At 70.5% G+C, this 24822-nt stretch carries 27 protein-coding genes; 16 read left to right on the forward strand and 11 right to left on the reverse strand.

The window, feature by feature from the left end:
- The first annotated feature begins 20 nt into the window (after positions 1-20).
- From RBJ65_RS01690 to ccsB, 4 genes are read left to right on the forward strand one after another with little or no spacing between them, the layout of a single operon-like run.
- Positions 21-620, forward strand: coding sequence for a TlpA disulfide reductase family protein (locus RBJ65_RS01690; protein WP_306321157.1), 600 nt, complete (start codon positions 21-23; stop codon positions 618-620).
- 6 nt (positions 621-626) lie between these two features.
- Positions 627-1391: a cytochrome c biogenesis CcdA family protein gene (locus RBJ65_RS01695; protein WP_306321156.1), complete on the forward strand. Its 765-nt coding sequence runs from the start codon at positions 627-629 to the stop codon at positions 1389-1391.
- 3 nt (positions 1392-1394) lie between these two features.
- Positions 1395-3119 carry a cytochrome c biogenesis protein ResB gene (locus RBJ65_RS01700; RefSeq protein WP_306321155.1) on the forward strand — a complete coding sequence of 575 codons (1725 nt, stop codon included), beginning with the start codon at positions 1395-1397 and terminating at the stop codon, positions 3117-3119.
- A complete protein-coding gene (ccsB, locus tag RBJ65_RS01705; RefSeq protein WP_306321154.1) occupies positions 3116-4204 on the forward strand; it encodes a c-type cytochrome biogenesis protein CcsB in 1089 nt (362 codons plus the stop codon). The genes RBJ65_RS01700 and ccsB overlap by 4 nt, the downstream gene beginning before the upstream one ends.
- Positions 4205-4262: 58 nt before the next feature.
- On the opposite strand, the gene RBJ65_RS01710 is transcribed toward ccsB, so the two are convergent.
- Positions 4263-4856: a TetR/AcrR family transcriptional regulator gene (locus RBJ65_RS01710; protein ID WP_306321153.1), complete on the reverse strand. Its 594-nt coding sequence runs from the start codon at positions 4854-4856 to the stop codon at positions 4263-4265.
- Positions 4857-4970: 114 nt separating this feature from the next.
- On the opposite strand from RBJ65_RS01710, the gene RBJ65_RS01715 reads away from it, so the two are divergent.
- Positions 4971-6797 (forward strand): serine/threonine protein kinase, encoded by a 1827-nt coding sequence (locus RBJ65_RS01715; protein WP_306321152.1) that lies wholly within the window; start codon positions 4971-4973, stop codon positions 6795-6797.
- A 21-nt stretch (positions 6798-6818) separates the two neighbouring features.
- Here RBJ65_RS01715 and RBJ65_RS01720 read toward each other — a convergent pair whose 3' ends face one another.
- From RBJ65_RS01720 to RBJ65_RS01735, 4 genes are all read right to left on the reverse strand, one after another.
- Positions 6819-7787: a zinc-binding dehydrogenase gene (locus tag RBJ65_RS01720; protein ID WP_306321151.1), complete on the reverse strand. Its 969-nt coding sequence runs from the start codon at positions 7785-7787 to the stop codon at positions 6819-6821.
- A 134-nt stretch (positions 7788-7921) separates the two neighbouring features.
- The gene (locus RBJ65_RS01725) at positions 7922-8371 is read right to left on the reverse strand and encodes a nucleoside deaminase (RefSeq protein WP_306321150.1); all 450 of its coding nucleotides are present in this window, start codon (positions 8369-8371) and stop codon (positions 7922-7924) included.
- 16 nt (positions 8372-8387) lie between these two features.
- Positions 8388-9794: a cytosine permease gene (locus tag RBJ65_RS01730; protein ID WP_306321149.1), complete on the reverse strand. Its 1407-nt coding sequence runs from the start codon at positions 9792-9794 to the stop codon at positions 8388-8390.
- Between the two features lie 72 nt (positions 9795-9866).
- Positions 9867-10169 carry a PLD nuclease N-terminal domain-containing protein gene (locus tag RBJ65_RS01735; protein ID WP_306321148.1) on the reverse strand — a complete coding sequence of 101 codons (303 nt, stop codon included), beginning with the start codon at positions 10167-10169 and terminating at the stop codon, positions 9867-9869.
- A gap of 88 nt (positions 10170-10257) precedes the next feature.
- Here RBJ65_RS01735 and RBJ65_RS01740 point away from each other — a divergent pair, with 88 nt between their 5' ends.
- On the forward strand, positions 10258-11715 hold the full coding sequence (locus RBJ65_RS01740; protein WP_306321147.1) for a menaquinone biosynthesis decarboxylase: 1458 nt from the start codon (positions 10258-10260) through the stop codon (positions 11713-11715).
- Positions 11715-12620, forward strand: a complete 906-nt coding sequence (mqnP, locus tag RBJ65_RS01745) for a menaquinone biosynthesis prenyltransferase MqnP (RefSeq protein ID WP_306321146.1) — start codon at positions 11715-11717, stop codon at positions 12618-12620. The genes RBJ65_RS01740 and mqnP overlap by 1 nt, the downstream gene beginning before the upstream one ends.
- A gap of 177 nt (positions 12621-12797) precedes the next feature.
- On the opposite strand, the gene RBJ65_RS01750 is transcribed toward mqnP, so the two are convergent.
- Positions 12798-13553 carry a hypothetical protein gene (locus tag RBJ65_RS01750; protein ID WP_306321145.1) on the reverse strand — a complete coding sequence of 252 codons (756 nt, stop codon included), beginning with the start codon at positions 13551-13553 and terminating at the stop codon, positions 12798-12800.
- A gap of 107 nt (positions 13554-13660) precedes the next feature.
- On the opposite strand from RBJ65_RS01750, the gene RBJ65_RS01755 reads away from it, so the two are divergent.
- The gene (locus RBJ65_RS01755) at positions 13661-13837 is read left to right on the forward strand and encodes a hypothetical protein (protein WP_306321144.1); all 177 of its coding nucleotides are present in this window, start codon (positions 13661-13663) and stop codon (positions 13835-13837) included.
- On the opposite strand, the gene RBJ65_RS01760 is transcribed toward RBJ65_RS01755, so the two are convergent.
- Positions 13816-14427: a rhomboid family intramembrane serine protease gene (locus tag RBJ65_RS01760; protein ID WP_306321143.1), complete on the reverse strand. Its 612-nt coding sequence runs from the start codon at positions 14425-14427 to the stop codon at positions 13816-13818. The genes RBJ65_RS01755 and RBJ65_RS01760 overlap by 22 nt on opposite strands.
- 82 nt (positions 14428-14509) lie before the next feature.
- Here RBJ65_RS01760 and RBJ65_RS01765 point away from each other — a divergent pair, with 82 nt between their 5' ends.
- Entirely contained in the window at positions 14510-15199 is a 690-nt protein-coding gene (locus RBJ65_RS01765; RefSeq protein WP_306321142.1) for a UbiX family flavin prenyltransferase, read from the forward strand.
- Between the two features lie 14 nt (positions 15200-15213).
- On the opposite strand, the gene RBJ65_RS01770 is transcribed toward RBJ65_RS01765, so the two are convergent.
- Positions 15214-15348, reverse strand: a complete 135-nt coding sequence (locus tag RBJ65_RS01770) for a hypothetical protein (protein WP_306321141.1) — start codon at positions 15346-15348, stop codon at positions 15214-15216.
- Between the two features lie 133 nt (positions 15349-15481).
- Here RBJ65_RS01770 and RBJ65_RS01775 point away from each other — a divergent pair, with 133 nt between their 5' ends.
- Both RBJ65_RS01775 and mqnE read left to right on the forward strand, forming a co-directional pair.
- The gene (locus RBJ65_RS01775) at positions 15482-15937 is read left to right on the forward strand and encodes an Lrp/AsnC family transcriptional regulator (RefSeq protein WP_306321140.1); all 456 of its coding nucleotides are present in this window, start codon (positions 15482-15484) and stop codon (positions 15935-15937) included.
- Between the two features lie 47 nt (positions 15938-15984).
- Complete coding sequence (mqnE, locus tag RBJ65_RS01780) at positions 15985-17148, forward strand: aminofutalosine synthase MqnE (protein ID WP_306321139.1); 1164 nt, start codon at positions 15985-15987, stop codon at positions 17146-17148.
- 66 nt (positions 17149-17214) lie between these two features.
- On the opposite strand, the gene RBJ65_RS01785 is transcribed toward mqnE, so the two are convergent.
- Entirely contained in the window at positions 17215-17739 is a 525-nt protein-coding gene (locus tag RBJ65_RS01785) for a GNAT family N-acetyltransferase (RefSeq protein ID WP_306321138.1), read from the reverse strand.
- A gap of 163 nt (positions 17740-17902) precedes the next feature.
- Here RBJ65_RS01785 and RBJ65_RS01790 point away from each other — a divergent pair, with 163 nt between their 5' ends.
- From RBJ65_RS01790 to RBJ65_RS01810, 5 genes are all read left to right on the forward strand, one after another.
- Positions 17903-18481, forward strand: a complete 579-nt coding sequence (locus tag RBJ65_RS01790; protein WP_306321137.1) for a DoxX family protein — start codon at positions 17903-17905, stop codon at positions 18479-18481.
- A gap of 131 nt (positions 18482-18612) precedes the next feature.
- Positions 18613-18918 carry a DUF4229 domain-containing protein gene (locus tag RBJ65_RS01795; protein ID WP_306321136.1) on the forward strand — a complete coding sequence of 102 codons (306 nt, stop codon included), beginning with the start codon at positions 18613-18615 and terminating at the stop codon, positions 18916-18918.
- Between the two features lie 384 nt (positions 18919-19302).
- Positions 19303-20622, forward strand: a complete 1320-nt coding sequence (locus RBJ65_RS01800) for a dicarboxylate/amino acid:cation symporter (RefSeq protein ID WP_306321135.1) — start codon at positions 19303-19305, stop codon at positions 20620-20622.
- A 390-nt stretch (positions 20623-21012) separates the two neighbouring features.
- Positions 21013-21705, forward strand: a complete 693-nt coding sequence (locus RBJ65_RS01805) for an FMN-dependent NADH-azoreductase (protein ID WP_306321134.1) — start codon at positions 21013-21015, stop codon at positions 21703-21705.
- 76 nt (positions 21706-21781) lie between these two features.
- Positions 21782-22396 (forward strand): TetR/AcrR family transcriptional regulator, encoded by a 615-nt coding sequence (locus RBJ65_RS01810; RefSeq protein ID WP_306321230.1) that lies wholly within the window; start codon positions 21782-21784, stop codon positions 22394-22396.
- On the opposite strand, the gene RBJ65_RS01815 is transcribed toward RBJ65_RS01810, so the two are convergent.
- On the reverse strand, positions 22385-23254 hold the full coding sequence (locus tag RBJ65_RS01815; RefSeq protein WP_306321133.1) for a MaoC/PaaZ C-terminal domain-containing protein: 870 nt from the start codon (positions 23252-23254) through the stop codon (positions 22385-22387). The genes RBJ65_RS01810 and RBJ65_RS01815 overlap by 12 nt on opposite strands.
- 236 nt (positions 23255-23490) lie before the next feature.
- Entirely contained in the window at positions 23491-24816 is a 1326-nt protein-coding gene (locus RBJ65_RS01820) for a 3-oxoacyl-ACP reductase (protein WP_306321132.1), read from the reverse strand.
- Positions 24817-24822 lie beyond the last annotated feature (6 nt).

The raw sequence follows: 24822 nt of genomic DNA on the forward strand, positions 1-24822 counted from the left end.
AGACATGCGAAACTTTTCACATGAGTGCCGCCTCCCGCGCCCCCCGCGCCGCCAAGCTGACCATTGGAGCCGCCGCGGCAGCCCTCGCGCTGACGGCGTGCGGCTCCGGTGGCACCAACGGCGGCGGCGACAGCACCAACTTCATCACCGGGTCCGGCGGCATCGCCACCGTCAAGAAGGGCGAGCGGCACAACGCCCCCGACCTGAGCGGCAAGGACCTCGAGGGCAAGAAGATCGCCATGTCCGACTACAAGGGCAAGGTCGTCGTCCTCAACGTCTGGGGCTCCTGGTGCCCGCCCTGCCGCGCCGAGGCCCCGAACTTCGTGAAGGTCGCGCACGACACCGAGAAGCAGGACGTCCAGTTCCTCGGCATCAACACCCGCGACACCAGCACCAACCCGGCCAAGAAGTTCGAAGAGGCCTACGACGTCCCGTACCCGAGCTTCTACGACCCGACGGGCCGGCTGCTCCTCAAGTTCGAGAAGGGCACGCTCAACCCGCAGGCCATCCCCTCGACGATCGTCGTCGACCGCGAGGGCAAGATCGCCGCGCGCTCCCTCAAGCCGCTCAGCGAGAAGGCCCTGCGCAAGATGGTCGCGCCGGTCGTCGCGGAGAAGTGAGCGAAGGTGAGCTCCTCCCTCGTCACACTCGCCGCCGGTGACACCGTCACCGACGGAGCGCTCCTCCTCGCCGTGCCCATCGCGCTGCTCGGCGGCCTCGTCTCCTTCTTCTCGCCGTGCGTGCTGCCCCTCGTACCCGGCTACTTGAGTTACGTGACCGGGATCACCGGCACCGACCTGATGGAGCAGCGGCGGGGCCGGATGGCGGCGGGCGCCAGCCTGTTCGTGCTCGGGTTCACCGCCGTCTTCGTGTCCGGCGGTGCCCTGTTCGGCTTCTTCGGGCAGACGCTCCAGGAGTACCAGGGCGTGCTGACCAAGGTGCTCGGCGTCCTCATGGTCCTCATGGGCGTCTTCTTCATGGGGTTCATGCCGTGGATGACGCAGCGCGAGTTCCGCTTCCACCGCAAGCCCGCCGCCGGGCTCGCCGGAGCCCCGGTCCTCGGCGCGCTGTTCGGCATCGGCTGGACCCCCTGCATCGGCCCGACCCTCGCCTCCGTCATCGGCCTGTCGTCGGTGCAGAGCACCGCGGGGCGCGGGGCGATACTGACCATCGCGTACTGCCTCGGCCTCGGCGTTCCCTTCGTGCTCGCCGCGGTCGCCTTCCGCAAGGCGCTCGGCGCGTTCGGCTGGGTGAAGCAGCACTACACGTGGGTGATGCGCATCGGCGGCATCATGATGATCCTGACCGGAGTTCTTCTGCTGACGGGCGCGTGGGACGCCCTCGTCGGGCAGATGCGGACCTGGTCCACCGGCTTCCAGGTGGGAATCTGATCCATGAGCAAGACGACCGACGACGCGCGAACGGCCGGTGGCGACGAAGCCGCTGAGGCCGAGGCCGCAGCCCAACTGAGCACCGCTCCCCAGGAGGACCGGGCCCCGAACCTGCCGAAGCTCGGCGTCATCGGCTGGGTCCGCTGGTTCTGGCGGCAGCTCACCTCGATGCGGGTCGCCCTGATCCTGCTGTTCCTGCTCTCCCTCGGCGCCATCCCCGGTTCGCTGATCCCGCAGGAGGGCACCGACCCGACCAAGGTCGAGGACTTCCGCAAGGCGCACGAGACGCTGGCGCCGGTCTACGACAAGATCGGCTTCTTCCACGTCTACGGCTCGGTGTGGTTCTCCGCGATCTACCTGCTGCTCTTCGTCTCCCTCATCGGCTGCATCGTGCCGCGCACCTGGCAGTTCGTCGGCCAGCTCCGCGGCCGCCCGCCGGGCGCGCCCAAGCGTCTGACCCGGCTCCCGGCCTACGCGACGTGGCGCACCGAGTCCGACCCGGAGCAGGTGCGCACCGCAGCGCTCGCGATGCTGAAGAAGCGCCGCTACCGGGCGCACGTCAGCGGGACCGCGGTCGCCGCCGAGAAGGGCTATCTGCGCGAGGTCGGCAACCTCGTCTTCCACATCGCGCTGATCGTGATGCTGGTCGCCTTCGCCTGGGGGCAGCTGTTCAAGTTCGAGGGCGGCAAGCTCGTCATCGAGGGCGACGGCTTCGCCAACACGCTCACGCAGTACGACGACTTCAAGTCAGGGAACCTCTTCGACAGCGACCACGACCTGTCGCCGTTCAGCTTCACCCTCGACAAGTTCACGGCGACGTACGAGCGGTCGGGCCCCGAGAAGGGCACCCCGCGCACGTTCCGCGGTGACGTCAGCTACACCGAGGGCTCGGGCGACAAGACGAAGAAGGCCGCCATCGAGTCCAACAAGCCGCTGGACATCGACGGCACCAAGATCTTCCTCAACGGGCACGGCTACGCGGTCCCCGTCACGGTCCGCGACGGCAAGGGCAAGGTCGTATCGGAGCAGACCGTGCCGATGCTGCCGATCGACTCCAACATCTCCTCGCAGGGCGCCATCAAGGTGATGGACGGCTACAAGAACGCGCAGGGCAAGAAGGAACAGCTGGGCTTCGCCGCCTGGTTCGTGCCGACGTTCGCGGGCGCGGGCAAGGGCACGATGCTCTCCCAGTTCCCCGCGCTCGACTACCCCGTCCTCGCGCTCAACGCCTCGCACGGCGACCTGGGCGTCGACGCGGGACTGCCGCAGAACGTGTACCAGCTGGACACCTCGCACCTGAAGTCCTTCAAGGACTCCAAGGGCAAGGCGCTCAAGCAGCGGCTGCTGCCCGGCGAGACGATGAAGCTGCCGAACGGGGCGGGCTCCATCACGTTCGACAAGGACATCAAGGAATGGGTCACCTTCCAGATCTCCCACCAGCCCGGTGACACCTGGGCCCTGGGCGGCGCCATCGCCGCGATCGGCGGACTGGCCGGCTCCCTGTTCATCCAGCGCCGCCGCGTCTGGGTGCGCGCCGTGAAGGGCGAGGACGGGGTGACCGTCGTCGAGATGGCGGGCCTCGGCCGCAGCGAGTCCGCGAAGCTTCCGGAGGAGCTCGGCGATCTGGTCGAGCGCCTGCACACCCAGGCGCCGAGCGCGCCCGACCCCGACGAACCCTCCGAATCAACCACTGCTGTTCCTGCCGCCGAAGGGGCTGAGACGAAGTGACTCTCGCCGCCGCAGTAAACGAGAACCTGGCTCACACCAGTAACGTCCTCATCTATTCGTCGATGGCCGTGTACCTGCTCGCGTTCTTCGCGAACATGGCCGAGTGGATCTTCGGCAGCCGCAGCAAGGTCGGCCGTACCGCCGCCGCGCTGACCGGCAAGGCCGAGGAGACGACGGCGGCGGGCGCGCCGGCCGTCACGGTCAAGAAGCAGGGCGGCACGGCCGTCATGGAGCGGCCGAAGGTCGTGACGCGGGCCGCGGCCGGGGCACGTGACGTGCCGGACGGGCCGGGCGCCGCCGCCGGTGACGAGCAGGGCGACCTGTACGGGCGGATCGCGATCTCCCTCACGGCGCTCGCCTTCATCATCGAGTTCGGCGGCGTCCTCACGCGCGCGCTCTCGGTGGAGCGGGCCCCGTGGGGCAACATGTACGAGTTCTCCATCACCTTCTCCACGGTCGCCGTCGGCATCTACCTGGTGCTGCTCGCGCTGAAGAAGAACGTGCGCTGGCTCGGCCTGCCGCTGGTCATCACGGTCCTGCTCGACCTCGGCCTCGCCACCACCGTCCTCTACACGTCCAGCGACCAGCTGGTCCCGGCGCTGCACTCGTACTGGCTGTACATCCACGTCTCCACGGCGATCTTCTGCGGCGCGGTGTTCTACGTCGGCGCGGTCGGCACGCTGCTGTACCTCTTCAAGGACAGCTACGAGAGCAAGCTCGCGGCCGGCGGTCAGCCCGGCCGGTTCGCGACCTCTGTCATGGAGCGGCTGCCCGCATCGCAGTCCCTCGACAAGTTCTCCTACCGCGTGAACGCGGCCGTCTTCCCGCTGTGGACGTTCACGATCATCGCGGGCGCCATCTGGGCGGGCGACGCCTGGGGCCGCTACTGGGGCTGGGACCCCAAGGAGACCTGGTCGTTCATCACCTGGGTCGCCTACGCCGCGTACCTCCACGCCCGCGCGACGGCCGGCTGGAAGGGCCGCAAGGCCGCCTACCTGGCGCTGATCGCCTTCGGCTGCTGGATCTTCAACTACTACGGCGTGAACATCTTCGTCACCGGCAAGCACTCGTACGCCGGGGTGTGACCCGCTGACCGCACTCCTCAAGGCCGGTCCCGTGAACACGGGGCCGGCCTTTCGCGTGTCACGGCGCCACTGAGCGCCAGATCCGCTCCGTCAGGGTGCGGGCCGCGTGGTCGAGGTCGAGTTCGTACACCCCGGCGAGCCGGCCGCGCGCGACGGCGATCACCGGGCCGAGGACCAGCGCCTCGACGAGCGGCGCGGGCAGCGGGGCGATCGTGCCGGAGTCGATGTGCCGGCTCAGCCACGCGCTGAGCGGGGAGAGCCGGGCCTCCTGAGTGTCGCGCAACTGCTTGGCCTGCTCCATCGTGAGCCGGTCGGCGTACGAGGAGTGCAACAGGCGGGCGGCGTCCGGGTGCTGCTCGACGAAGCCGAGGTACGTCTCGACGATCGCGCGGATCCCGGTGCGCGGGGTGCGGGAGCGGTCGAGGGCCGTGGTGAGCTCGTCGAGGAGCCGGCCGAGCCAGCGCAGCAGCAGCTCCCGCATCAGCCCGTCCACGCTGCCGAAGTGGTGGTACAGGCTGCCCATGCTGACCCCGCTGGTACGGGTCAGGGCGCTGACGGTGACGCCCTGCTCGCCCGCGTCCGCGTAGACGTCGAGCGCGGCGTCGAGGAGGCGGTCGGCGGTCTCCGCGCCGCGGAGTTGCTTGGGGCTCATGGCGACAACCAGCGTAAAGCCACCCGGTAAAGCCGGGGCGGCGGGCTGTGGTTCTATAGTGAATTTCTAGAAATTCACTCCAGTTCGGCGCGCGGCTGGGTCACACTGATCCCCGTGTCGGACAACGGGTTAGATCTCGCCGGCAGCGGTGCCGAACCGCTGCGCGAGCGGGATCCGCGCAGCATCGGTTCGATCCCACTCGTGGGGCGGCTCGGCGCCGGTGGCATGGGTCGGGTGTATCTCGGCGTCGTGGAAGGGAAGTTCGCGGCGGTCAAGCAGATGCTGGCGTCCGTGGTCGCCGAGGACCACGACTTCGTACGCCGCTTCGGGCAGGAGATGGACAACCTGGCGCGGCTGCCCGCGGAGGCCACCGCGCCGCTGCTGGCCAGCGACCGGGAGGCCGATCCGCCGTGGTTCGCCACGGAGTACGTCCCCGGGATCACCCTGGCCGAGGCCGTCGAGCGGCACGGGGGACCGCTCGACGGCCCCGGCCTGTGGTCGCTCCTGCGGGACGCGGCCGCGGGCCTGCGGGCCGTGCACGCGCGCGACATGGTGCACCGCGACCTCAAGCCGTCGAACGTGATGCTCACCCGTGACGGCGTCACGCTCGTCGACTTCGGGATCGCGCGGGCCGCCGAGCAGAGCCAGTTGACGCGGACCGGGCTCGTCGTCGGCACCCCGGCGTACATGTCGCCCGAACAGGCCTCGGGATCACGGCGGTTGACGAGCGCGTCCGACGTGTTCGCGCTCGGGCTGCTCGTCGCGTACGCGGCCGGTGGGCGGTGGCCGTTCGGAGACGGCGGCGAGGGCAGCCCGCTGTACCGGATCGTGCACGACGAGCCGGACCTGGCGCCGGTGCGGGACCGCGATCCGCGGCTCGCGGAGGTCGTCGCCTCGTGCCTCGACAAGGATCCGGAGGGGCGGCCGAGCGCGGCGGAGCTCGTCGAACTCGCGGGTGGGGAGGGCGCGTTGGGCGCCCCGGCGTGGCCGGAGCCCGTACGTGACCTGCTCGCCGAGCGGGCGGGGTTCGCGGCGCGGGTGCCGGAGGGGACACTCGCGCCGCCGGACGCCTCCGGCGACGTACCGGACGCCTCCGGCGGCGTACCGGAGGTGGTGGAGCCGCAGCGGACGACCCGCGCGCCCCGGCCCGAACGGCGGCGCAGGCGCGTCCTGTTCGCGGTGATCCCCGTCGTCGTGGTGGTCTCCGGGGCGACGCTCGCGATCCGGAACCTGCCGTACGGCGGCGAGGGCGACCACGCGGCGGGGCCCTCGCCGTCCGTCTCGGTCCCGGCGTCGCCCGGGACTCCGGAGGCGTCCGCGTCGAAGTCGCCGAAGGGGTCGCCCTCGGCCAAGAAGTCGGAGAAGCCCAAGGGGGCCGACAAGCCGGACGAGGCGGGCAAGGCGGACGGGGCGAAGGCGCCGGTCGCCGGGGGCGCGAAGGGCGGCACGTCCGGGGGCGCGGAGGCAGAGGACAACTCCGGTGCCGGGAGCGGCAGTTCCGGCGGTGGCGGTACGAGCTCCGGGGGAGGCGGCGGCAGCGACGACGGCGGCGGAGGTGACGGCGACTCCGGCAGCCGGCCCACGTCCGGCAGCTACCGGCTGAAGAACGCGTCCACCGGACAGTGCATGATCCGCACGGGCGGGCCGAGCGTCGCCATGGGCAGCTGCTCGACCGCCGGTTCGGCCTGGAAACTCCTCACCAGCGGCGGCTCGTTCCGGCTCTACAACGCGGCGACCGACATGTGCCTCACCAACGCCTACGACGGGCAGGACACGACGGTGGCCGGGTGCTCGGGCCTCGGCATCGTATGGAACTGGGGCGGGAACGCGTCCCTGGTCAGCACCAAGACCAGCGGCTGTCTCGCGCCCTCCGCCTACGGGGACGGGGTGACGACGGCGTCCTGCTCCGGCGGCAACGGACAGCGCTGGAACCTGGCGTGACCCCCGGCCCGGCCCCCGCCGTCAGTCCGCCACGCGCAGCAGCAGCTTTCCCGTGCTGGTGCGCGAGCCCATCAGGCGGTGCGCCTCCGCCGCCTCGGTGAGGGGGAACTCGGCCGTCACCGGGAGCTCGACGCCCGGCACGGCGAAGGCCCGTTCGGCGAGCTCCCGCAGCGCGTGCGGCGCGGTCTGCGCGAGGCCGAGGATGGAGAACCCGGCGACGGAGAGGCCCGTCGGGTACAGCTCGGGCTGGCCGACCTGCCACGCGGGCGCGGACGACGCGTTGCCGAAGGAGACGAGTCGGCCGAACACGGCGAGCGACTCGCGGGTCCGCCGGAGCGTCTCCCCGCCGACCGGGTCGAGCGCCAGGTCGACCCCGCGCCCGCGCGTCAACTCCCGTACCCCCGCGTCGAATTCATCAGCCAGGACCACATCGTCGTACCCGTACCGCTTCGCGTACGCCGCCTTCACCTCGCTCGACACGACCCCGATCACCCGCCCCGCCCCGGCCGCCCGCGCCAACTGCCCGGCCACCGTGCCGACTCCGCCCGCCGCTCCCTGCACGAGGACGGTCTCCCCGGCGCGCAGCCGCCCCACCGAGTGCAGCAGCGCGTACGCCGTCGGCATGACGGTGGGCAGCGTCGCGGCCGTACGCGGGGACAGCCCTTCGGGGAGCGGGAAGGTGGTGACGGCGTCCGCGAGGGCCACCTCCGCGTACCCGCCGGACGCGGTGAGCGCGGCGACCTCCTGGCCGACCGCGAGTCCTTCGACCCCCGCCCCCAGGGCGCGGATCCGGCCGGAGACCTCAAGGCCGGGAACGTACGGCAGCGCGTCGACCCGGTAGCCCTCCGAACGGGCCTTGAGGTCCGCGAAGTTCACGCCGGTGTACGCGACGTCGACGCTCACCTGGCCGGGGCCCGGCTCCGGCGCCGCCACGTCCGCGACCCGCAGCACCTCGGGACCGCCGTACTCCTCGAACCGCATCGCACGCATGACAGACGCCTTTCGTCGCAAGAGTCGCAAGAGTCGCAAAGCAGAGGGGGTGATGAGTGTTCGCCGCACGACGAACACTCGCCACCCCCAGAATGTACGACGCTAGACGAACACTCGGCAAGAGCGGCGGCGCCTCACTCGCCGATGTCCTCGTTCCACAGCTCCGGCTTCGCCGCGATGAAGTCCTCCATCAGGCCCACGCACTCGGGGTCGTCGAGGAGCACGACCTCGACGCCGTGCTCGGCGAGCCAGTCGTGGCCGCCGTGGAAGGTGCGGGCCTCGCCGATGACGACGCGCGAGATCCCGAACTGCCGCACCAGGCCCGAGCAGTACCAGCAGGGGCTGAGCGTGGTCACCATGGTGGTGCCCTGGTACGTGCGCTGCCGCCCGGCCCGCCGGAACGCGTCGGTCTCTCCGTGCACGGACGGGTCGGCGTCCTGTACGCGCCGGTTGTGGCCGCGGCCGAGCACCTCGCCGTCGGCGGAGTACAGGGCGGCGCCGATCGGGATGCCGCCTTCGGCGAGCCCGGCCTTCGCCTCCTCCACGGCGGTGGCGAGCCAGGTGCGGGCGAGATCGAGATCCATGGTCGTACGAGCCTTTCTACGCAAGGGTGTTGAGGGAGTCGCGGCGGCGCAGCACCACATACAGCAGCGCGCCGATCGCGAAGCCGACCGGGCAGGTCAGGTCGCCGACGCCGGGCCAGTTGGTGGGGACCCAGCCGACGTAGACCGTCTGGTTGGAGAACAGCGGCACGGACACCGCGACGCCGACGAGCAGGGCGATCAGGCCGGCCGGGTTGGTGAACGTACGGTCCTGGAGGCGCCCGGCGAGTACGTCGTCGGGCAGGGCGCGCAGCCAGTGCTCCATCAGGACGACGCCGAGCCAGGGCGCGATCCAGTACGCGATGACCAGCAGGAAGTTCTCGAACGCCTTGCCCGCGTCGGCGAGCGAGGCCCAGCCGGCCGCCGTGCCGATGGCGCCGACGATCGCGACGAGCGCGGCGCGGCCCAGCCAGGAAGGCAGGGGGAGGGAGAGGGAGGAGATGGAGACGGCCGCCGAGTAGACGTTCAGGGTGGAGGCGGCCATCGCGCCGAGGATGATCGCGACGAGCGTGAGGTTCCCGAGCCAGCCGGGCAGGTGGCTGGTGAACGCGTCGGTGGGGCTGGCCCCTTCGGGCGCGGCGAGCGTGCCGGAGGCCGCGCCGATCACCGAGACGACCGCGATCGATACGAAGAGGCCGAGGCCGGAGTACCAGGCGGTGGCCCGGTTCGGGGTGTCGGCCGGGAGGTAGCGCGCGTAGTCGGAGGCGCACGGGTTCCAGCCCGCCGTGAAGCCGAAGCAGGCGGAGAACGCGAGCATGAAGCCGCCGAATCCGCCGCCCGCGCCGGAGCCCGCGAGGTCGGCGTCCTTGAACATCCACACCCCGGCGATCAGGAAGATCACGCAGAGCACGGGGAACGCGTACCGCTCGAAGCGGTGCACCAGGTCATGACCCACGTACCCGATGACGATCTCGAGGACGACGAGGATCAGCAGGCTCGGCAGCGGCGGCAGGCCGGTGAGCGAGTTGAGGGCGAAGGCGCCGCCGACGCTGTTGACGGCGAACCAGCCGATGCCGGCGACGAGCGCGTTGACCGCCGAGGGCACCGCGTTGCCCTTGTGCCCGAAGGAGAGCCGGCCGATCACCATCTGCGGGACGCCGAACCGGGGCCCGTCGGTCGACAGGACGCCGTGCGCGAGGGAGCCGAGCCCCGCGCCGAGGACGAGGGCGGCGACCGCCTGCCAGAAGCTCAGGCCGAACGCGGTGACCGAGAGGACGCCGATGAACAGCGTCGCGAAGCCGACCTGCGGCGAGGCCCACGTCCACAGCAATTGGCGCGGGCCGCCGTGCCGCTTGTCGCGCGGGACGGGTTCGGCGCCGTGCTCCTCGACGGCGATGAGCTTCTCGGGACCGGTGACGACGTCGGGGGCGGGCTCATGGGGGTGCTGGGGTCTGGGGCTGGACATGGGCCTTCACTGGTCCGGGCGCGCGAGGCGGAGGGGGATGTTCCGTAACCAGTGTGAGGTACGCGCCGGAACTCAGTCGTCGCGCTTCTTGTCGTTGTCCTTGTCGTCGTCGCCCAGGGACCGCAGGAACTCGGGGTTGTCGTCGGGTGCGACGAACCGGGTGCGGGCGCCGCCGCCCGCCGCGGGGGCGCGCCGCGGCCTGCCCACCACCAGCCAGGCGATCGGGCCCAGCAGGACCTCGCCGAACAGCAGGATGAGGATGACCCAGACCACCTTGGGCAGCTTGCGCACCTCTTTCTCCGGGGTGTTCAGGCAGTCGATGAACGCGTAGATCCAGAGCGCCAGGACCAGCAGGAACGGCAAGTAGCGCAGCATGGTGTCGCGATCCCCCAAGGAGCGGAACGGGGCCCACCGGGCCCCCCGGTGACCGGGCCAGCGTAACGGGTGCCGGATACTGGAACGCATGGCTTACGACGATCTTCGCTCCCTGCTCAGGGCTCTGGAGCGCGAGGGAGACCTCAAGCGCATCAAGGCCGAGGTCGACCCGTACCTGGAGGTCGGTGAGATCGTCGACCGGGTGAACAAGGCCGGCGGTCCCGCCCTCCTCTTCGAGAACGTGAAGGGCGCGTCGATGCCCCTCGCGATGAACGTGTTCGGCACCGACCGGCGGCTGTTGAAGGCCCTCGGACTCAAGTCGTACAACGACATCAGCGACAAGATCGGCGGCCTGCTGAAGCCGGAGCTGCCGCACGGGTTCGTCGGCATCCGCGAGGCGTTCGGCAAGCTCGGCGCGATGACCCACGTACCGCCGAAGAAGGTGAAGTCGGAGGCCGCCCCCGTGCAGGAGGTGGTCCTGGAGGGCGAGGACGTCGACCTCGACCAGCTCCCGGCGCTGTTCACCTGGCCCGAGGACGGCGGCTCCTTCTTCAACCTCGGCCTGACGCACACCAAGGACCCGGAGACGGGCGTCCGCAACCTCGGTCTCTACCGCCTCCAGCGCCACGACAAGCGCACCATCGGCATGCACTGGCAGATCCACAAGGACAGCCGGAACCACTACCAGGTGGCCGCCCGCAAGGGCGAGAAGCTGCCGGTCGCGATCGCCTTCGGCTGCCCGCCCGCCGTCACATACGCCTCGTCGGCGCCGCTGCCCGGCGACATGGACGAGTACATGCTCGCCGGGTTCATCCAGGGCAAGCGCGTCGAGATGGTCGACTGCAAGACGGTGCCGCTCCAGGTCCCGGCCAACGCCGAGGTCGTCATCGAGGGCTGGCTGGAGCCGGGCGAGATGCTGCCCGAGGGCCCCTTCGGCGACCACACCGGCTTCTACACGCCGCAGGAACCCTTCCCCGCGCTGAAGATCGACTGCGTGACGATGCGGAAGCGCCCACTGCTCCAGTCGATCGTCGTCGGCCGCCCCCCGACGGAGGACGGCCCACTGGGAAGGGCCACGGAACGCTTCTTCCTGCCCCTCCTCAAGGTGATCGTCCCGGACATCGTGGACTACCACCTCCCCGAGTCCGGCGGCTTCCACAACTGCGCGATCGTCTCGATCGACAAGAAGTACCCGAAGCACGCCCAGAAGGTCATGTCCGCGATCTGGGGCGCGCACATGATGTCGCTGACGAAGCTGATCGTGGTCGTCGACTCCGATTGCGACGTGCACGACCTTCATGAAGTCTCTTGGCGGGCCCTCGGCAACACGGACTACGCCCGCGACCTGATGGTCACCGAGGGCCCGGTCGACCACCTCGACCACGCCTCGTACCAGCAGTTCTGGGGCGGCAAGGCGGGCATCGACGCGACGAAGAAGTGGCCCGAGGAGGGCTACACGCGGGACGGAGGCTGGCCCGAGATGGTCGTCTCCGACCCCCGTACGGCGGCCCTGGTGGACCGCCGTTGGAAGGAGTACGGACTCTAGTGACCAGCGCCTCAGCAGCAATCCCGCAGCAGCCGGGACGGACCAAGGCGTTCCTTCGCCTGGTCATGATCGAGCACTCGGTCTTCGCGCTGCCCTTCGCGTACATCGCCGCGCTGACGGCGATGTTCGAGTGGGACAAGAACATCCACTGGGGCCGTCTGCTCCTGGTCACGATCTGCATGGTCGGGCTGCGTACGTTCGCGATGGCGGCGAACCGGATCATCGACCGGGAGATCGACGCCCGTAACCCGCGCACCGCGCACCGCGAACTGGTCACGGGCGCGGTGTCGGTGAAGTCGGCGTGGACCGGCGCGCTGATCGCCCTGGTCGTCTTCCTCGCCTCGGCCGCGCTCCTGAACCCGCTCTGCCTGGCCCTCGCGCCCCTCGCGGTGATCCCGATGGTGGTCTATCCGTACGGCAAGCGGTTCACGAACTTCCCGCAGGCGATCCTCGGCCTCGCGCAGGCCATCGGCCCGATCGGCGCGTGGATCGCGATCACCGGCGAGTGGTCCTGGACGGCCGTCATCCTCGGCCTCGCGGTCGGCATCTGGATCGGCGGCTTCGACCTGATCTACGCCTGTCAGGACGTGGAGACGGACCGCGAGGTCGGCGTGAAGTCGGTCCCGGCCCGCTTCGGCATCCCCGGCGCGATCTGGGGCGCCCGCGCCTGCCACTTCGTCACGACGGCCCTGTTCGTCTGGTACGCCCTGGCCACCGACGCCGGCACGTTCTTCTGGGTCGGCCTCGTCATCGTCGCGGGCGCCTTCCTCTACGAGCACTCCATCGTGAAGCCCCACGACCTCTCCCGCCTGAACCGAGCGTTCTTCCAGGTCAACGGCTTCATCGGGATCGCGCTGTTCGTGTGCGCGCTGCTTGACCTGCTGGTGCGGGGGCTGACGGTCTGAGCGGTTCTGCCAGTGCCCCGTGGGGTGGTGGGGCTTGGGGCGGGTCCGTCGCTTCGCAACGGTGGGGTGGGTTCCCATTCGCGCCCCTGCGTGCACTGCTGTCACATCAGACCCAATCCTGGGGGACTGTGACGGGAAACTTCGGGGATTTCGTAGTTCGGCGTCACAGTCCGCCCCTCACGCCAACCGCTCGCCCCCGCCCTCCGCGCGCAGCATGCGCAGGAAGGCCTTCAGGCCGGTGATGATCTCCTGGTTGTCCGTCAGGCGGTTCAGGGTGGAGTCGAATTCGCGGGTGAGGGCTTCGAAGCGTTGCTCCACGTGGTCCGCGCGTTGGTGGGTGGAGAGGCCGACCGCGTCCACGGACCGGCGGAGTTCGGCCAGGGCGCGGTACGTTTCCTCGGACTTTTCCTCCGTGACCGTGAGCCCTTTGCGTAGAGCCGTCACGGCCGTCTTGAGTTCGCCCACGTCGTCGCGTGGGAAGCGGACCTCGCTGTGCAGGGTCACGAGGCGGCGGCGCAGCGCGCCGAAGTAGCCGCCCGCCGGGCGGAAGACCGTGCTGAGCAGGTAGAAGCCGGCCAGCCAGTAGCCTGCCTTGCGGCCCGTGGCCCAGGCGGCGAGGACCGTTACGGCGCCCGTGACCAGGTGGGCCCCGAGGGCCAGGCGCAGCATGACCGTCGCGATCCGCGCGGCCTCCGCGTCGCGGTCGGCGGGCACGGCGAGGCCCTTCTCCCGGCTGACCCCGGCTTCGTGCACCACGGCTCGGGCCCGGAAGTAGAGGTTCCAGGGCACGGTGAGCAGCAGGACGAGCCACAGCAGGCACACCGCTCCGCCGCCGGTGACCAGCACCGTCTCTGCGGGGACCTCAAGCGCGAAGACCAGAACGAACGCGGCGACCACGGCGGCGCCGCACACCAACAGGTATCGGGGCTTCATGGCGTTACGGTCGCGCCCGGCGCGGCATTTCGTATGGGCGGGCGTACTCAGGTGCGTACTCAGTCTTCGGCTTCGGCGCGGGCCTTCTTCAGGTTGGCGTTCACCTTGTGGGCGGTGGCCCAGGCGATCCCGAACTCCTCGACGATCTGGACGACCGGGGCCGGGACACCATCCCTTACGGAACGGACGTCACCCTCGAGTCGCCGCTCGGGAAGCTGGTCATCGCCACGGGGCAGTTCCCCGTCGACCCGGCGGCCCCCGCTCAGGGGTGGGACCGGGCCTGAGGCCGACGGAACACGAACGCCGCCGCCACTCCGGCCAGCAATCCGATCAGGTGGCCCTGCCAGCTCACCCCGTCATTCGTCGGGGACAGGCCTGCCAGGAATGACGTGCCCCAGTACGCGGCTATCAGCACGCCCATGACGATGCCGAGCGGGCGGCGTTCCACGAAGCCGCTGAGTACGACGAAAGCGAACAGGCCGAATATCAGGCCCGATGCGCCCGCCGTGTTCGTGTGGGAGGGGGCCACGAGCCACACCCCCAGGCCGTCCGCCACCACGATCAGCGCGCACGCGAGCAGGAAGCGGCGCAGGCCGCCGAGGGCCGCGAAGAAGCCGAGGACCAGGAGCGGGATCGTGTTCGCCGCCACGTGGCCGAAGCCGAAGTGGATGAAGGACGCCGGGATGACGTCGACCAGTTCGGAGGGGTCCCGGGGTTGGATGCCGAAGGTGTCCAGGGTGTGGCCCGTCGCCGTGTCGACCACTTCGAGGAGCCAGAGCAGGGCCACCAGCGCGAGCGTCACCTTCGCCGCCGTCAGTGCCCGCCCGCGCGTCGCCCCGCGCCGTGCCGCTTCGATCGATCCGCCGTAAGTCATCTCGGCCCCCCGCCCGTCACGAATACAACGCACCCGCCCCCTGCTCAAGTTCCCCTGCCAGGGGGCCGGATAGGCTCGTGGTGTGGAGCACGTCGAAGCAGCACGCAAGCGCAGGCCCTGGGTCGTCGGGGTGTCCGGCGCGTCGGGGACCCCGTACGCCGCTTCCGTGCTGCGCGCGCTCCTCGCGGCCGGCGAGGCCGTCGACCTGGTCGTCTCGCGGGCCTCGCGGCTCACGCTCCTCGACGAGACGGGGATCGGCTTCCGGGACGCCCATTGGCGCGAGGATCTGGAGGCGTGGCTCGCGCGCGGCGCCGACGGCAAGCCCGACACGTTCGGCGGAGGGATCGACCTGAGCGACGTGCGGTACTGGCCCGCCGGTGATCTCGCCGCGGGCCCCTCCTCCGGCTCGTACCCGGTTAAGGGAATGATCGTCGTGCCCGCCTCCACGGCGTGCGTGGCCGGTGTCGCGCTCGGGCTCTCGAAGGATCTGCTGCAGCGCGTGGCGAGTGTGACGCTCAAGGAGCGGCGGCCGCTGATCGTCACCGTACGGGAGACGCCTCTGAACGGGCAGACGCTCAAGCACCTGGTGACGCTCGACGAGGCGGGCGCCGTGGTGCTGCCCGCCTCGCCGGCCTTCTACGCGGGGGCGACGCACATCCAGGACCTGGTGGACTTCGTCGCGGGGCGGGCGCTCGACGCGGCGGGGGTGCCGCACACGCTGTACCGCCGGTGGGAGGGGGAGCTGGGGGGCGGCTCCCGCGAGCGTGAGTAGCGTGAGTAAGGGTCCTAGCGCTTCTTGCGGGGGGCCGCGTGCCGCCCGCGCGCGGGGCGCTCGGTGGCGGCGGGCTGCTTGCCGTGCGAACGATTGGCCGCGGCCTGCATCTCGCGCATGCGGGCGTAGGCCATCTCGATCGTGAACACGCTGACACTCTCCTGGGGTTCGCTGTTGAGCTTGAGATTTGAGCTTTAGTTTTCGTGGGGTAAAACCCTAGTGCGCCTTGGATTCTACGCGTAAGCTCGCGTCAACGCTGAACAATGAAAGGCATTGGACCTTATGGACGCCGTGGACAGGCAGCTCATCCAGGCCCTGCGCGAGAACGGCCGCGCCTCGTACGCGGAGTTGGGCCGGCTCGTCGGCCTCTCCGGCCCCAGTGTCACGGACCGCATCAACCGCCTCGAAGCGGCGGGCGTGATCACCGGCTACCGCGCGACCGTCGACTCCGCCTCGCTCGGCCTCGGTGTCACCGCCCTCATCGGCATCTCCCTCTCCGACGCGGCGGACCACGAGGACGTGGCGCAGCGCCTGCGCGATCTGCACGAGATCGAGGACTGCTGGTTCATCGCGGGCGACGACTCGTACATGCTCAAGGTCCGCGCGGGCGACGTGGACAGCCTGGAGCGGACGATCCGGCGCCTCAGCGGCACGAAGGGCGTGTCCCGCACGCGTACCACCATCATCCTCTCCACGAAGTGGGAGAACCGGGTGGGGGAACTTCCCGAGGAAGTGTGACGGCGTACGGTTGGACCCGGTCTTTGAGCGAGGAGAGGTACGGGCTAATGGACGCAGGGCTCAAGCGCGAGCTGGAGCAGAAGGTCAGGGACGGTGAGCGGCTGTCCCGCGAGGACGGCATCGCGCTCTACGAGTCGGACGACCTGGCCTGGCTCGGCGGCCTCGCCCATGAGGTGCGTACGCGGAAGAACGGCGACGTCGTCCACTTCAACGTGAACCGTCACCTCAACATGACGAACGTGTGCACCGCGTCGTGCGCGTACTGCTCCTTCCAGCGCAAGCCCGGCGAGAAGGACGCCTACACGATGCGCATCGAGGAGGCCGTCAAGCTCGCCAAGGCGATGGAGTCGGAGAACCTGACGGAACTCCACATCGTCAACGGCCTGCACCCGAACCTTCCGTGGCGCTACTACCCGCGTTCGCTCAAGGCCCTCAAGGAGGCGCTGCCGGACGTCGGGCTCAAGGCCTTCACGGCCACCGAGATCCACCACTTCGAGAAGATCTCCGGGATGGGCGCGAGCGAGATCCTCGACGAGCTGATCGAGGCGGGTCTGGAGTCGCTCACCGGTGGCGGCGCCGAGATCTTCGACTGGGAGATCCGGCAGCACATCGTCGACCACGACACCCACTGGGAGGACTGGTCGCGGATCCACCGGCTCGCGCACGAGAAGGGCCTCAAGACGCCCAGCACGATGCTGTACGGGCACATCGAGGAGCCCCGGCACCGGGTCGACCACGTGCTGCGGCTGCGCGAACTGCAGGACGAGACCGGCGGGTTCCAGGTCTTCATCCCGCTGCGCTACCAGCACGACTTCGTCGACATGCAGGACGGCAAGGTCCGCAACAAGCTGCAGGCGCGGACGACGATGGCCACGGGCGCCGAGGCGCTGAAGACCTTCGCCGTGTCCCGGCTGCTGTTCGACAACGTGCCGCACGTGAAGTGCTTCTGGGTGATGCACGGGCTGCAGACGACGCAGCTCGCGTTGCAGCACGGGGCGGACGACATGGACGGTTCGGTCGTCGAGTACAAGATCACGCATGACGCGGACAACTACGGGACGCCGAACAAGCTGACCCGTGAGGATCTGCTCGACCTGATTCGTGACGCGGGGTTCCAGCCGGTGGAGCGGAATACGCGGTACGAGATTATTCGGGAGTACGAGGGCGCTGACGCGGGTCGCCGGGACGAGCCGCAGCCCATGAGGGTGTGACGGTCGCGGGGCTCTGCCCTGGGCCCCGCTGCCTCTCGTCCGACGGCGGGGCTCTAGAACCGGGCTCTAGTCGAGCGGTAGCAGCATGTGGACGTCGTCCCTGTCGTCGCCGGGGGCGACGCGGATGGCGGCGGGGACGCGGCCGACTTCCTTGTAGCCGCATGCCGCGTAGAAGGTGTCCGCGCCCGTGCCGCCGCGGCAGGTGAGGCGGATGGCCTCGATGCCGTCGAAGGTGCGGGCCGCGTCCGCGGCGGCCGACATCAGGGCGCGGCCGTAGCCCTTGCCCTGGTGGCCGGGGTGGACCATCACTGTGTAGAGCCACAAGTGGTGCTTCATCAGGCGGTGTTGGTTGTACGTGAGGAAGGCGGACGCGGCGACCCGGCCGTGTTCGTCGTGGCCCACCAGGAGGCGGGTGCGGCCCTCGGCGAGGTCGGCGAGGCGCTTGACCAGTTCGGGGCGTATGTCGTCGGGCGTGACCGGCGGGACGAAGCCGACCGCGCCGCCGGCGTTCGTGACGTCCGACCACAGGGCGAGCAGTCCGTCGCGCAGGGCGGGGTCGACCGCCGGGTCGAGGGTGAAGTGCAGGGGCATGGGCGGAGCCTAACCATCCACTTCCGGGGGCTGTTGGTGACGTTCGTATGCCGGAATCGGGACCTTTGGCCGTAGGGGCGAGGTAAGCGCGGGCGTAGTTTGTGAATGTATTCACGAGCAAGCCCGCACCGCTCGGTGCGGCGGCAGGAAGAAGGCAACGGCCATGGCTCTCCACGCATCGGACAGGCCCGCCCGGCACGGCGCGACGGGCGCCCCGCGCCGCAGCGCCGGCAGCCAGGACGACGTCGTCGTCCGCGCCCCCGCCGCCCGCGGCGTCCTCGCCGCGGCCCGGGTGCTCGTCGGCTTCTACTTCCTGTGGGCCTTCCTGGACAAGACCTTCGGTTTCGGCAAGTCGACGCCCTCCAACGGTAGTTGGCTCAACGGCGGCAGCCCCACCGAGGGCTTCCTGCTGCACGGCACGACCGGGCCCTTCGCCCACATGTTTGACTCCGTGGCCGGGGCCTGGTGGCTCGACTTGGTCTTCATGCTGGGCCTGCTCGGCGTCGGCCTCGCCATGATCCTCGGCGTCGGCATGCGGATCGCGGCCGGCGCGGGCACGCTCATGATGGCCTTCATGTGGCTCGTCACACTGTGGCCCGGCACCAACCCGTTCATGGACGACCACTGGATGATCGCCCTCGTGCTGCTGATCGCCGCGGCGACCGGCGCGGGCCGCTACTACGGCCTCGGCGCGTTCTGGGCCCAGCTGCCCGTCGTCCGCAACAACCGCTGGCTGATCTGAGGCCGGGCCGGCGTCGGTCCGACGCCGCGAGCCCCCGCTGGAATCGAGCGCCCCTTCCCGTGCTTCACTGGAGGGGCGCTCGTCCTGTAAGGGCGGCTAGGCACTATTTCGGAACGGAAGAGTGGGTTGACATGCTCCGCTACACGCTGATGCGGCTCGGGATCTTCGTCGGCTGCTTCCTCGTCGTCTGGGGCCTCGTCGCCGTCGGCATCGTGCCCGCGGGCATCGGCGGCTCCTACTGGCTGTGGATCGCGCTGCTCGGCCTCGTGATCTCCGCACCCATCAGCTACGTCGTGCTGCGCGGCGAGCGCGACCGCGCCTCCAAGAAGGTCGTCGCGCGCGTGGACCGCGCCAAGGCGAACATGGCGGCCAACCGCTCCATGGAGGACGAGGCGGACGACGCCGCCCGCTCCCGCGCGCACACGCAAGGCGCGTAAGGCGCGTAAGTTACCTCACACCACCAGGCGACCCCGGCACCGAACAGGTGCCGGGGTCGCCTGTGTTTTCAAGGTAAATGGGGGTTAAGGGGGATACGTACTTCGCTCCTTCCCCAAAGAAGCCCTTTGATGTACTCAAAGTTGCAGTGTTAACGTTCCTGACATGAAGACATCCGCAGCGCACCAGAAGGTCATGAGCGTTCCGCTCGTGGGGCGCCTGCATGTCGATCTCTGCCGCTGCATGTCCGCGGCCTGTCGCGCCTGACGCGACCACCCGATGCAGCGGCGCCGCCACCCGGATCCCGTTCCCGTTCCCGGAGATCTCGCGGTCGCCGCTCCCGTACGCCCCGTCTTGTCCCCGCGCGTCATCACTGGAGTGCCTCCGTGTCCGCGAACACCCCCGCAGCCGAACAGAAGTCCGGCTTCCGCATACCCAAGATTCCGTTCTGGGCGCAGATCCTGGGCGGTCTCGTCCTGGGTGTGCTGCTCGGCTGGCTGGCCCGCAGCCAGGACATATCCTGGCTCGTCACCACGCTGCAGAAGGTCGGCGACACCTTCATCCAGCTGCTGAAGCTGGCCGTCGCCCCGCTCGTCTTCTTCGCGATCCTGGTGTCCATCACCAACCTTCGTAAGGTCAACAACGCCGCCAGGCTCGCGACCCGTACGCTGATCTGGTTCATGATCACGTCGCTGATCGCGGTCGTCATCGGCCTCGCCATCGGGCTGCTCACCAACCCGGGCGCCGGCACGGGCCTGACCCCGAAGGACGGCGCGAAGCCGGAAGAGGCCGGTTCCTGGATCGACTTCCTCACCGGCATCATCCCGACGGACATCATCACGCCGTTCACCGATCTGCAGGTGCTGCAGATCGTCTTCATGGCCGTCGTCGCCGGTATCGCCATCCTGAAGGTCGGCGAGAAGGCGCAGCCGATCCTCACGCTCTCCGAGTCGGTCCTCGAACTGCTCCAGAAGGCCCTGTGGTGGGTCATCAAGCTCGCCCCGATCGGCACCATCGGCCTCATCGGCAACGCGATCGCCTCGTACGGCTGGAACCTGATCAGCAAGTACGCGACGTTCACCGCCGACATCTACGTCGGGTGCGCCCTGGTCCTCTTCGGCGTCTACCCGCTGCTGCTCGCGACGGTCGGCAAGCTGAGCCCGCTGCAGTTCTTCAAGGGCGCCTGGCCCGCGATCCAGCTGGCCTTCGTCTCGCGTTCCTCGGTCGGCACGATGCCGCTGACGCAGCGGGTCACGGAGCGGCTCGGCGTTCCGAAGGAGTACGCGTCGTTCTCGGTGCCGTTCGGTTCGACGACCAAGATGGACGGTTGCGCCTCGATCTACCCGGCGATCGCCGCGATCTTCGTCGCGCAGATCTTCGGCATCGACCTGCACGTCGGTGACTACCTGCTCATCGCGTTCGTCTCGGTGATCGGTTCCGCCGCGACGGCCGGTCTGACGGGTGCGACCGTCATGCTGACGCTGACCCTGTCGACGCTCGGCCTGCCGATGGAGGGTGTCGGCCTGCTCCTCGCGATCGACCCGATCCTGGACATGATGCGTACGGCTACGAATGTCGCCGGTCAGGCCTTGGTCCCGGTGATCGTCTCGGCCCGCGAGAAGATCCTCGACCGTGACGCCTACAACAACGCGACGTCCTCCCCGGTGGACGAGCCGCAGGAAGTGGCCGTGACGGCCGCCGCCTGACGTCCCCCGGCTCGTCCCGCACCGCACGAGGTCCCGCCCCTGCTCCCTGGGGCGGGACCTCGTGCGTTGTGCGTTGCGGGTGCCGGGGTCGGTGCCGATGCTCCCGTGCGCGCCGCGCCGGGGTTTCCGTGCCGTGCCGGGTCCGGCGCCCGAGGCCCTGCGCACGCCGCACCGGGGGCCGCCTTGCCCACCCTGCCGCCCTTGGCGGCAGATTGCCCAAGGCGGGTGGGGGCGACTGCCGGGGGTGGGACCCGGTCTTTCCAGCCCCGCCGGCGTTTGAGGCGCGGGGTCCGGGGCGGAGCCCCGGGGGTTGGTCACCTTTGGGGCGGGGGGTTCGTCGGAGTGCGGAATGGGTGGAACACCTCTGGCAGAGGAAGGCGGGTGGCGGGCATGGGCACGCTGCTGCATCTGGACGCGGGCGCGAACGACTCCGGGGAGTCGGTGACGCGGGAACTGAGCGCGCTCTTCGCGCGGGAGTGGCGCAAGGCGTCCCTCGAAGGGGAGCAGGGATACGGATACGGACACGGATACGTGTATCGGGACCTTGTCGCCGAACCCGTGCCGTTGATCGATGGGGCGTACTGCGCGTTCGGGCGGCGCGTGGAGCGCGGCGGCGGGCTGCCGGAGGGTGGCGTCGCCGCGCTCGTCGCCGACGAGGAGGAGGCGCGGGTGTGGGAGGTGACCAGGCCGTACGTCGACGAACTGCTGGCCGCCGACACCGTGGTCATCGGCGCCCCGCTCTACAACTACTCCGTCTCCGCACACCTGAAGGCGTGGATGGACCGGGTGGCATTCCCCGGCGCCTTCGAGGCCCCGGGCACCGGAGCACGGCTGCTGCGCGGCACCCGGGTCGTCGTGGCCGGGGCGCGCGGCGGCGACCCGGCGGACGGCAGGGACTTCCAGACCCCGGCGCTGCGCGCCTGGTTCGGCCGCCTCGGGGTGGCGCCGGACGACCTGCACTTCGTACAGGCCGGCATGACCCTGGCCGGGCTCGTGCCGCACCTCGCCGACTGGCGCCCGCGCGCCGCCCACTCCTACGCGACCGCTCGCGAACAGGTCGCCGCGCTGGGCTGCGTAGGGTGAACCGTGCAGAACGTGCGGAGGAAAGGCGGCTGGGGTGGGCGGCGACGAGCGGTCCGGGGCGGTGCGGCAGAAGAGGATGCCGCGGGCCGAGCGGGAGCGGCAGATGCTGGACGCCGCGGTGCGGGTGTTCGGGAAACGGGGCTATCGCGCCGCGTCGATGGACGAGATCGCCGAGCTGGCGGGCGTGTCCAAGCCGCTGGTGTATCTCTACCTGAACTCGAAGGAAGACCTGTTCAGCGCCTGCATCCGGCGGGAGGCGGCGGCGCTTGTCGACGCCGTCCGGGCGGGCGTGCGCACCGATGTGACCGCCGACCGGCAGCTCTGGGAGGGCCTCACCGCCTTCTTCGCGCACACCGCCGAGCGGCCCGACGGCTGGGCGGTGCTGCACAGCCAGGCGCGCTCGGGCGGTGACCCGTTCGTGGCGGAGGTCGTCGCGATGCGCGAGGAGATCGTGGCGTTCGTCACGGGGCTCATCGCGGAGGCGGCCCGGGAGGCGCACGACAATCCGGAGCTGGCCGAGCGGGAGGTCGCGGGCCTCGCCCAGGCGCTGGTCGGCGCGGCGGAGGCGCTGGCCGGCTGGGCGAACGGTGACGCGTCCGTGTCCGCGAAGGAGGCCGCCACGACGATGATGAACTTCGCGTGGTCGGGCCTCGGCAACCTGATGGACGGCGAACGCTGGTCAGCCCGCTAGCGGATGCACCTCCGCCGTGAGGTGGGTGCGGGAGCCGTCCGCCGAACGCAGCTCGAAGGCCGGGCCCCGGGCCGCGTACACGACCTCGCTCGGCAGCGGCACCGGCGCCTTGAAGCGGGCCTGTACGTGGACGGGCCCGTGCGCCTTGTGCTCCGCGAGGCAGCGGGCCACCGTCCACATGCCGTGGGCGATGGCGCGCGGGAAGCCGAAGAGGCGGGCCGTGAGCGGGTGCAGGTGGATGGGGTTGCGGTCGCCGGACGCGGCGGCGTAACGGCGTCCGAGGTCGTCGCCGAGCCGCCAGCGGGCGAGCTCGGGGAGCGGTTCGGCGGGGTCCTGGCCGGCGGCCGGTGCCCCGGACGCCGACGCGTTCGTCCGGTGCCGGGCCAGGTAGGTACTGGTCGACTGCCACACCGGCGCGTCGCCACCCGCGTACAACTCGGTGACGACGACGGCCTCGGTGCCGCGGCGGTGCGGCTGCAACTCCTTGACGTGGACGTCCAGTTCGTACATCTCCGTGGGCGACAGGTCCCGCTGCTGCGTGATCGCGATCGACGTGTGCACGAGCCCGAGCAGCGGCAGCGGGAACGCGCGCTCCGACATCAGCCGCATCGCGAGCGGAAAGCCCAGCACGTGCGGGTACGTGACCGGCAGCTCCGGCCGCCCGGTCGCGAACCCACAGGCGCGCTCGTACGCCGTGAGATGGTCCTGCGTAATCCGCAGCCCCGGCACGGCGAGCCGCACATCGCCCGGCACGGCGTCCGGGCGCGGCCGCTTGAGCGGTGAGAGCGCGGCGCCGCGCAGCATGAGGGGGAGCAGGGAGGGCGCGGCGTCGAGGGTGATGGTGCGGGTGCGGGTCATGAGGGGTCCTCGGGGGAGGGGGCGTGCGGTGTGCGTTTTCCTTGCGGATGGCCACAATCAAGCCTCGCCGGCGATTGAGGCGCGGGGTCCGGGGCGGAGCCCCGATCTTTTGGAGTCTCGGCGGCGGGTGCGCAAAATCAAGCCTCGCCGGCGATTGAGGCGCGGGGTCCGGGGCGGAGCCCCGAGGCCGTAACGGCGGTCCGGCGAAACGGTGGGGCCCGGTCACCCCGGAGGGGTTACGCCCCGAGGAGCGACTGGCCGCACACCCGGACCACCTGACCGTTCACCGCCCCCGACCCCGGGGACGCGAACCAGGACGTCGTCTCCGCCACGTCCACCGGAAGCCCGCCCTGCCCAAGGGAGTTCATGCGCCGCCCGGCCTCCCGGATGAACAGCGGTACGGCCGCCGTCATCTTGGTCTCGATGAAGCCCGGCGCCACCGCGTTCACCGTCACCCCGTGCTCCGCCGCGGCCCGCGGCGCGAGCGAGCGCACGAGCCCGACGATCCCCGCCTTGCTCGCCGCGTAGTTGGTCTGCCCGGTGTTCCCCGCGATCCCCGCGATGGAGGCCGTCGCGACGATCGCCCCGCCGCGCCGCACGGCTCCCGCCGCGAGCAGCGCGTCCGTGGTCCGCAGCACGCTCGCGAGGTTGACGTCGAGCACCGAACTCCAGCGTTCGGCGGGCATGTTGGCGAGGCGCCGGTCCCGCGTGATGCCCGCGTTGTGGACGAGGACGTCGAGCCCGGAGTCGGCGGTGAAGTCGGCGATCCGCGCACCCGCGTCGTCCGCCGTGATGTCGAGCGGCAGCGCCCGCCCGCCGAGCCGCCCGGCGACCCTCGCCAGGTCGGCCTCGGCGGACGGTACGTCGAGCAGGACGACCTCGGCCCCGTCCCGTACGAGGGTCTCGGCGACGGCCTCGCCGATGCCGCGGGCCGCGCCGGTGACGAGGGCGGTGCGCCCGGCGAGCGGCCGGTCCCAGTCGGCGGGTGCGCCCAACTCGCCCTCCGTACCGCCTACTTGGATCACCTGCCCGCTCACGTACGCCGACTTGGGCGAGAGCAGGAAGCGCAGCGTCGACTCGGCGGCGGCCACCGGGCCCGCGACGCGCACCAGGTTCACGGTGCGGCCGCGCCCGATCTCCTTGCCGAGGGAGCGCACGAACCCTTCGAGGCCCTGCTGGACCGCGGCCTGGTGGTGGTCATCGGGCGAGGGCGGGGCGCCCAGCACCACCACGCGCCCGCCCGTCGCAAGCGACCGGACGACCGGGTGCAGCGCCGCGTGCACCTCGGCGAGGGAGTCGAGGCCGGTGACGGCGGTGGCGTCGACGACGGCGGCGACGGGCCGCTCGGCGCTGGACGTGACGTCGAGGCCGGTGCCGGCCAGCAGCTTCGCGAGCTCCTCGCGGTGCGCGGGCTCGCCCGCCGTCAGGTGCAGCAACTGCCCGTGCAGGTGCGGGTGTTCGGGGCTGTGGCGGAGCAGGGGCGCGGGCTGCGGCAGGCCGAGGCGGCGCGTCAGGAAGCGGCCGGGGGCCGTGCCCGTGAAGTTCAGATAGCGGTCGGCCATTGTCCA

Origin of the sequence: Streptomyces sp. KL109B (assembly GCF_030766935.1) — a bacterium.
GTDB lineage: Bacteria > Actinomycetota > Actinomycetes > Streptomycetales > Streptomycetaceae > Streptomyces.

Coding starts and splice junctions, on each gene's coding strand:
- RBJ65_RS01690 (WP_306321157.1), top strand. CDS start 21: ATGAGTGCCGCCTCCCGCGCCCCCCGCGCCGCCAAGCTGACCATTGGA.
- RBJ65_RS01700 (WP_306321155.1), top strand. CDS start 1,395: ATGAGCAAGACGACCGACGACGCGCGAACGGCCGGTGGCGACGAAGCC.
- RBJ65_RS01710 (WP_306321153.1), bottom strand. CDS start 4,856: ATGAGCCCCAAGCAACTCCGCGGCGCGGAGACCGCCGACCGCCTCCTC.
- RBJ65_RS01720 (WP_306321151.1), bottom strand. CDS start 7,787: ATGCGTGCGATGCGGTTCGAGGAGTACGGCGGTCCCGAGGTGCTGCGG.
- RBJ65_RS01725 (WP_306321150.1), bottom strand. CDS start 8,371: ATGGATCTCGATCTCGCCCGCACCTGGCTCGCCACCGCCGTGGAGGAG.
- RBJ65_RS01730 (WP_306321149.1), bottom strand. CDS start 9,794: ATGTCCAGCCCCAGACCCCAGCACCCCCATGAGCCCGCCCCCGACGTC.
- RBJ65_RS01735 (WP_306321148.1), bottom strand. CDS start 10,169: ATGCTGCGCTACTTGCCGTTCCTGCTGGTCCTGGCGCTCTGGATCTAC.
- RBJ65_RS01740 (WP_306321147.1), top strand. CDS start 10,258: ATGGCTTACGACGATCTTCGCTCCCTGCTCAGGGCTCTGGAGCGCGAG.
- RBJ65_RS01750 (WP_306321145.1), bottom strand. CDS start 13,553: ATGAAGCCCCGATACCTGTTGGTGTGCGGCGCCGCCGTGGTCGCCGCG.
- RBJ65_RS01760 (WP_306321143.1), bottom strand. CDS start 14,427: ATGACTTACGGCGGATCGATCGAAGCGGCACGGCGCGGGGCGACGCGC.
- RBJ65_RS01775 (WP_306321140.1), top strand. CDS start 15,482: ATGGACGCCGTGGACAGGCAGCTCATCCAGGCCCTGCGCGAGAACGGC.
- mqnE (WP_306321139.1), top strand. CDS start 15,985: ATGGACGCAGGGCTCAAGCGCGAGCTGGAGCAGAAGGTCAGGGACGGT.
- RBJ65_RS01785 (WP_306321138.1), bottom strand. CDS start 17,739: ATGCCCCTGCACTTCACCCTCGACCCGGCGGTCGACCCCGCCCTGCGC.
- RBJ65_RS01790 (WP_306321137.1), top strand. CDS start 17,903: ATGGCTCTCCACGCATCGGACAGGCCCGCCCGGCACGGCGCGACGGGC.
- RBJ65_RS01795 (WP_306321136.1), top strand. CDS start 18,613: ATGCTCCGCTACACGCTGATGCGGCTCGGGATCTTCGTCGGCTGCTTC.
- RBJ65_RS01805 (WP_306321134.1), top strand. CDS start 21,013: ATGGGCACGCTGCTGCATCTGGACGCGGGCGCGAACGACTCCGGGGAG.
- RBJ65_RS01810 (WP_306321230.1), top strand. CDS start 21,782: ATGCCGCGGGCCGAGCGGGAGCGGCAGATGCTGGACGCCGCGGTGCGG.
- RBJ65_RS01815 (WP_306321133.1), bottom strand. CDS start 23,254: ATGACCCGCACCCGCACCATCACCCTCGACGCCGCGCCCTCCCTGCTC.
- RBJ65_RS01820 (WP_306321132.1), bottom strand. CDS start 24,816: ATGGCCGACCGCTATCTGAACTTCACGGGCACGGCCCCCGGCCGCTTC.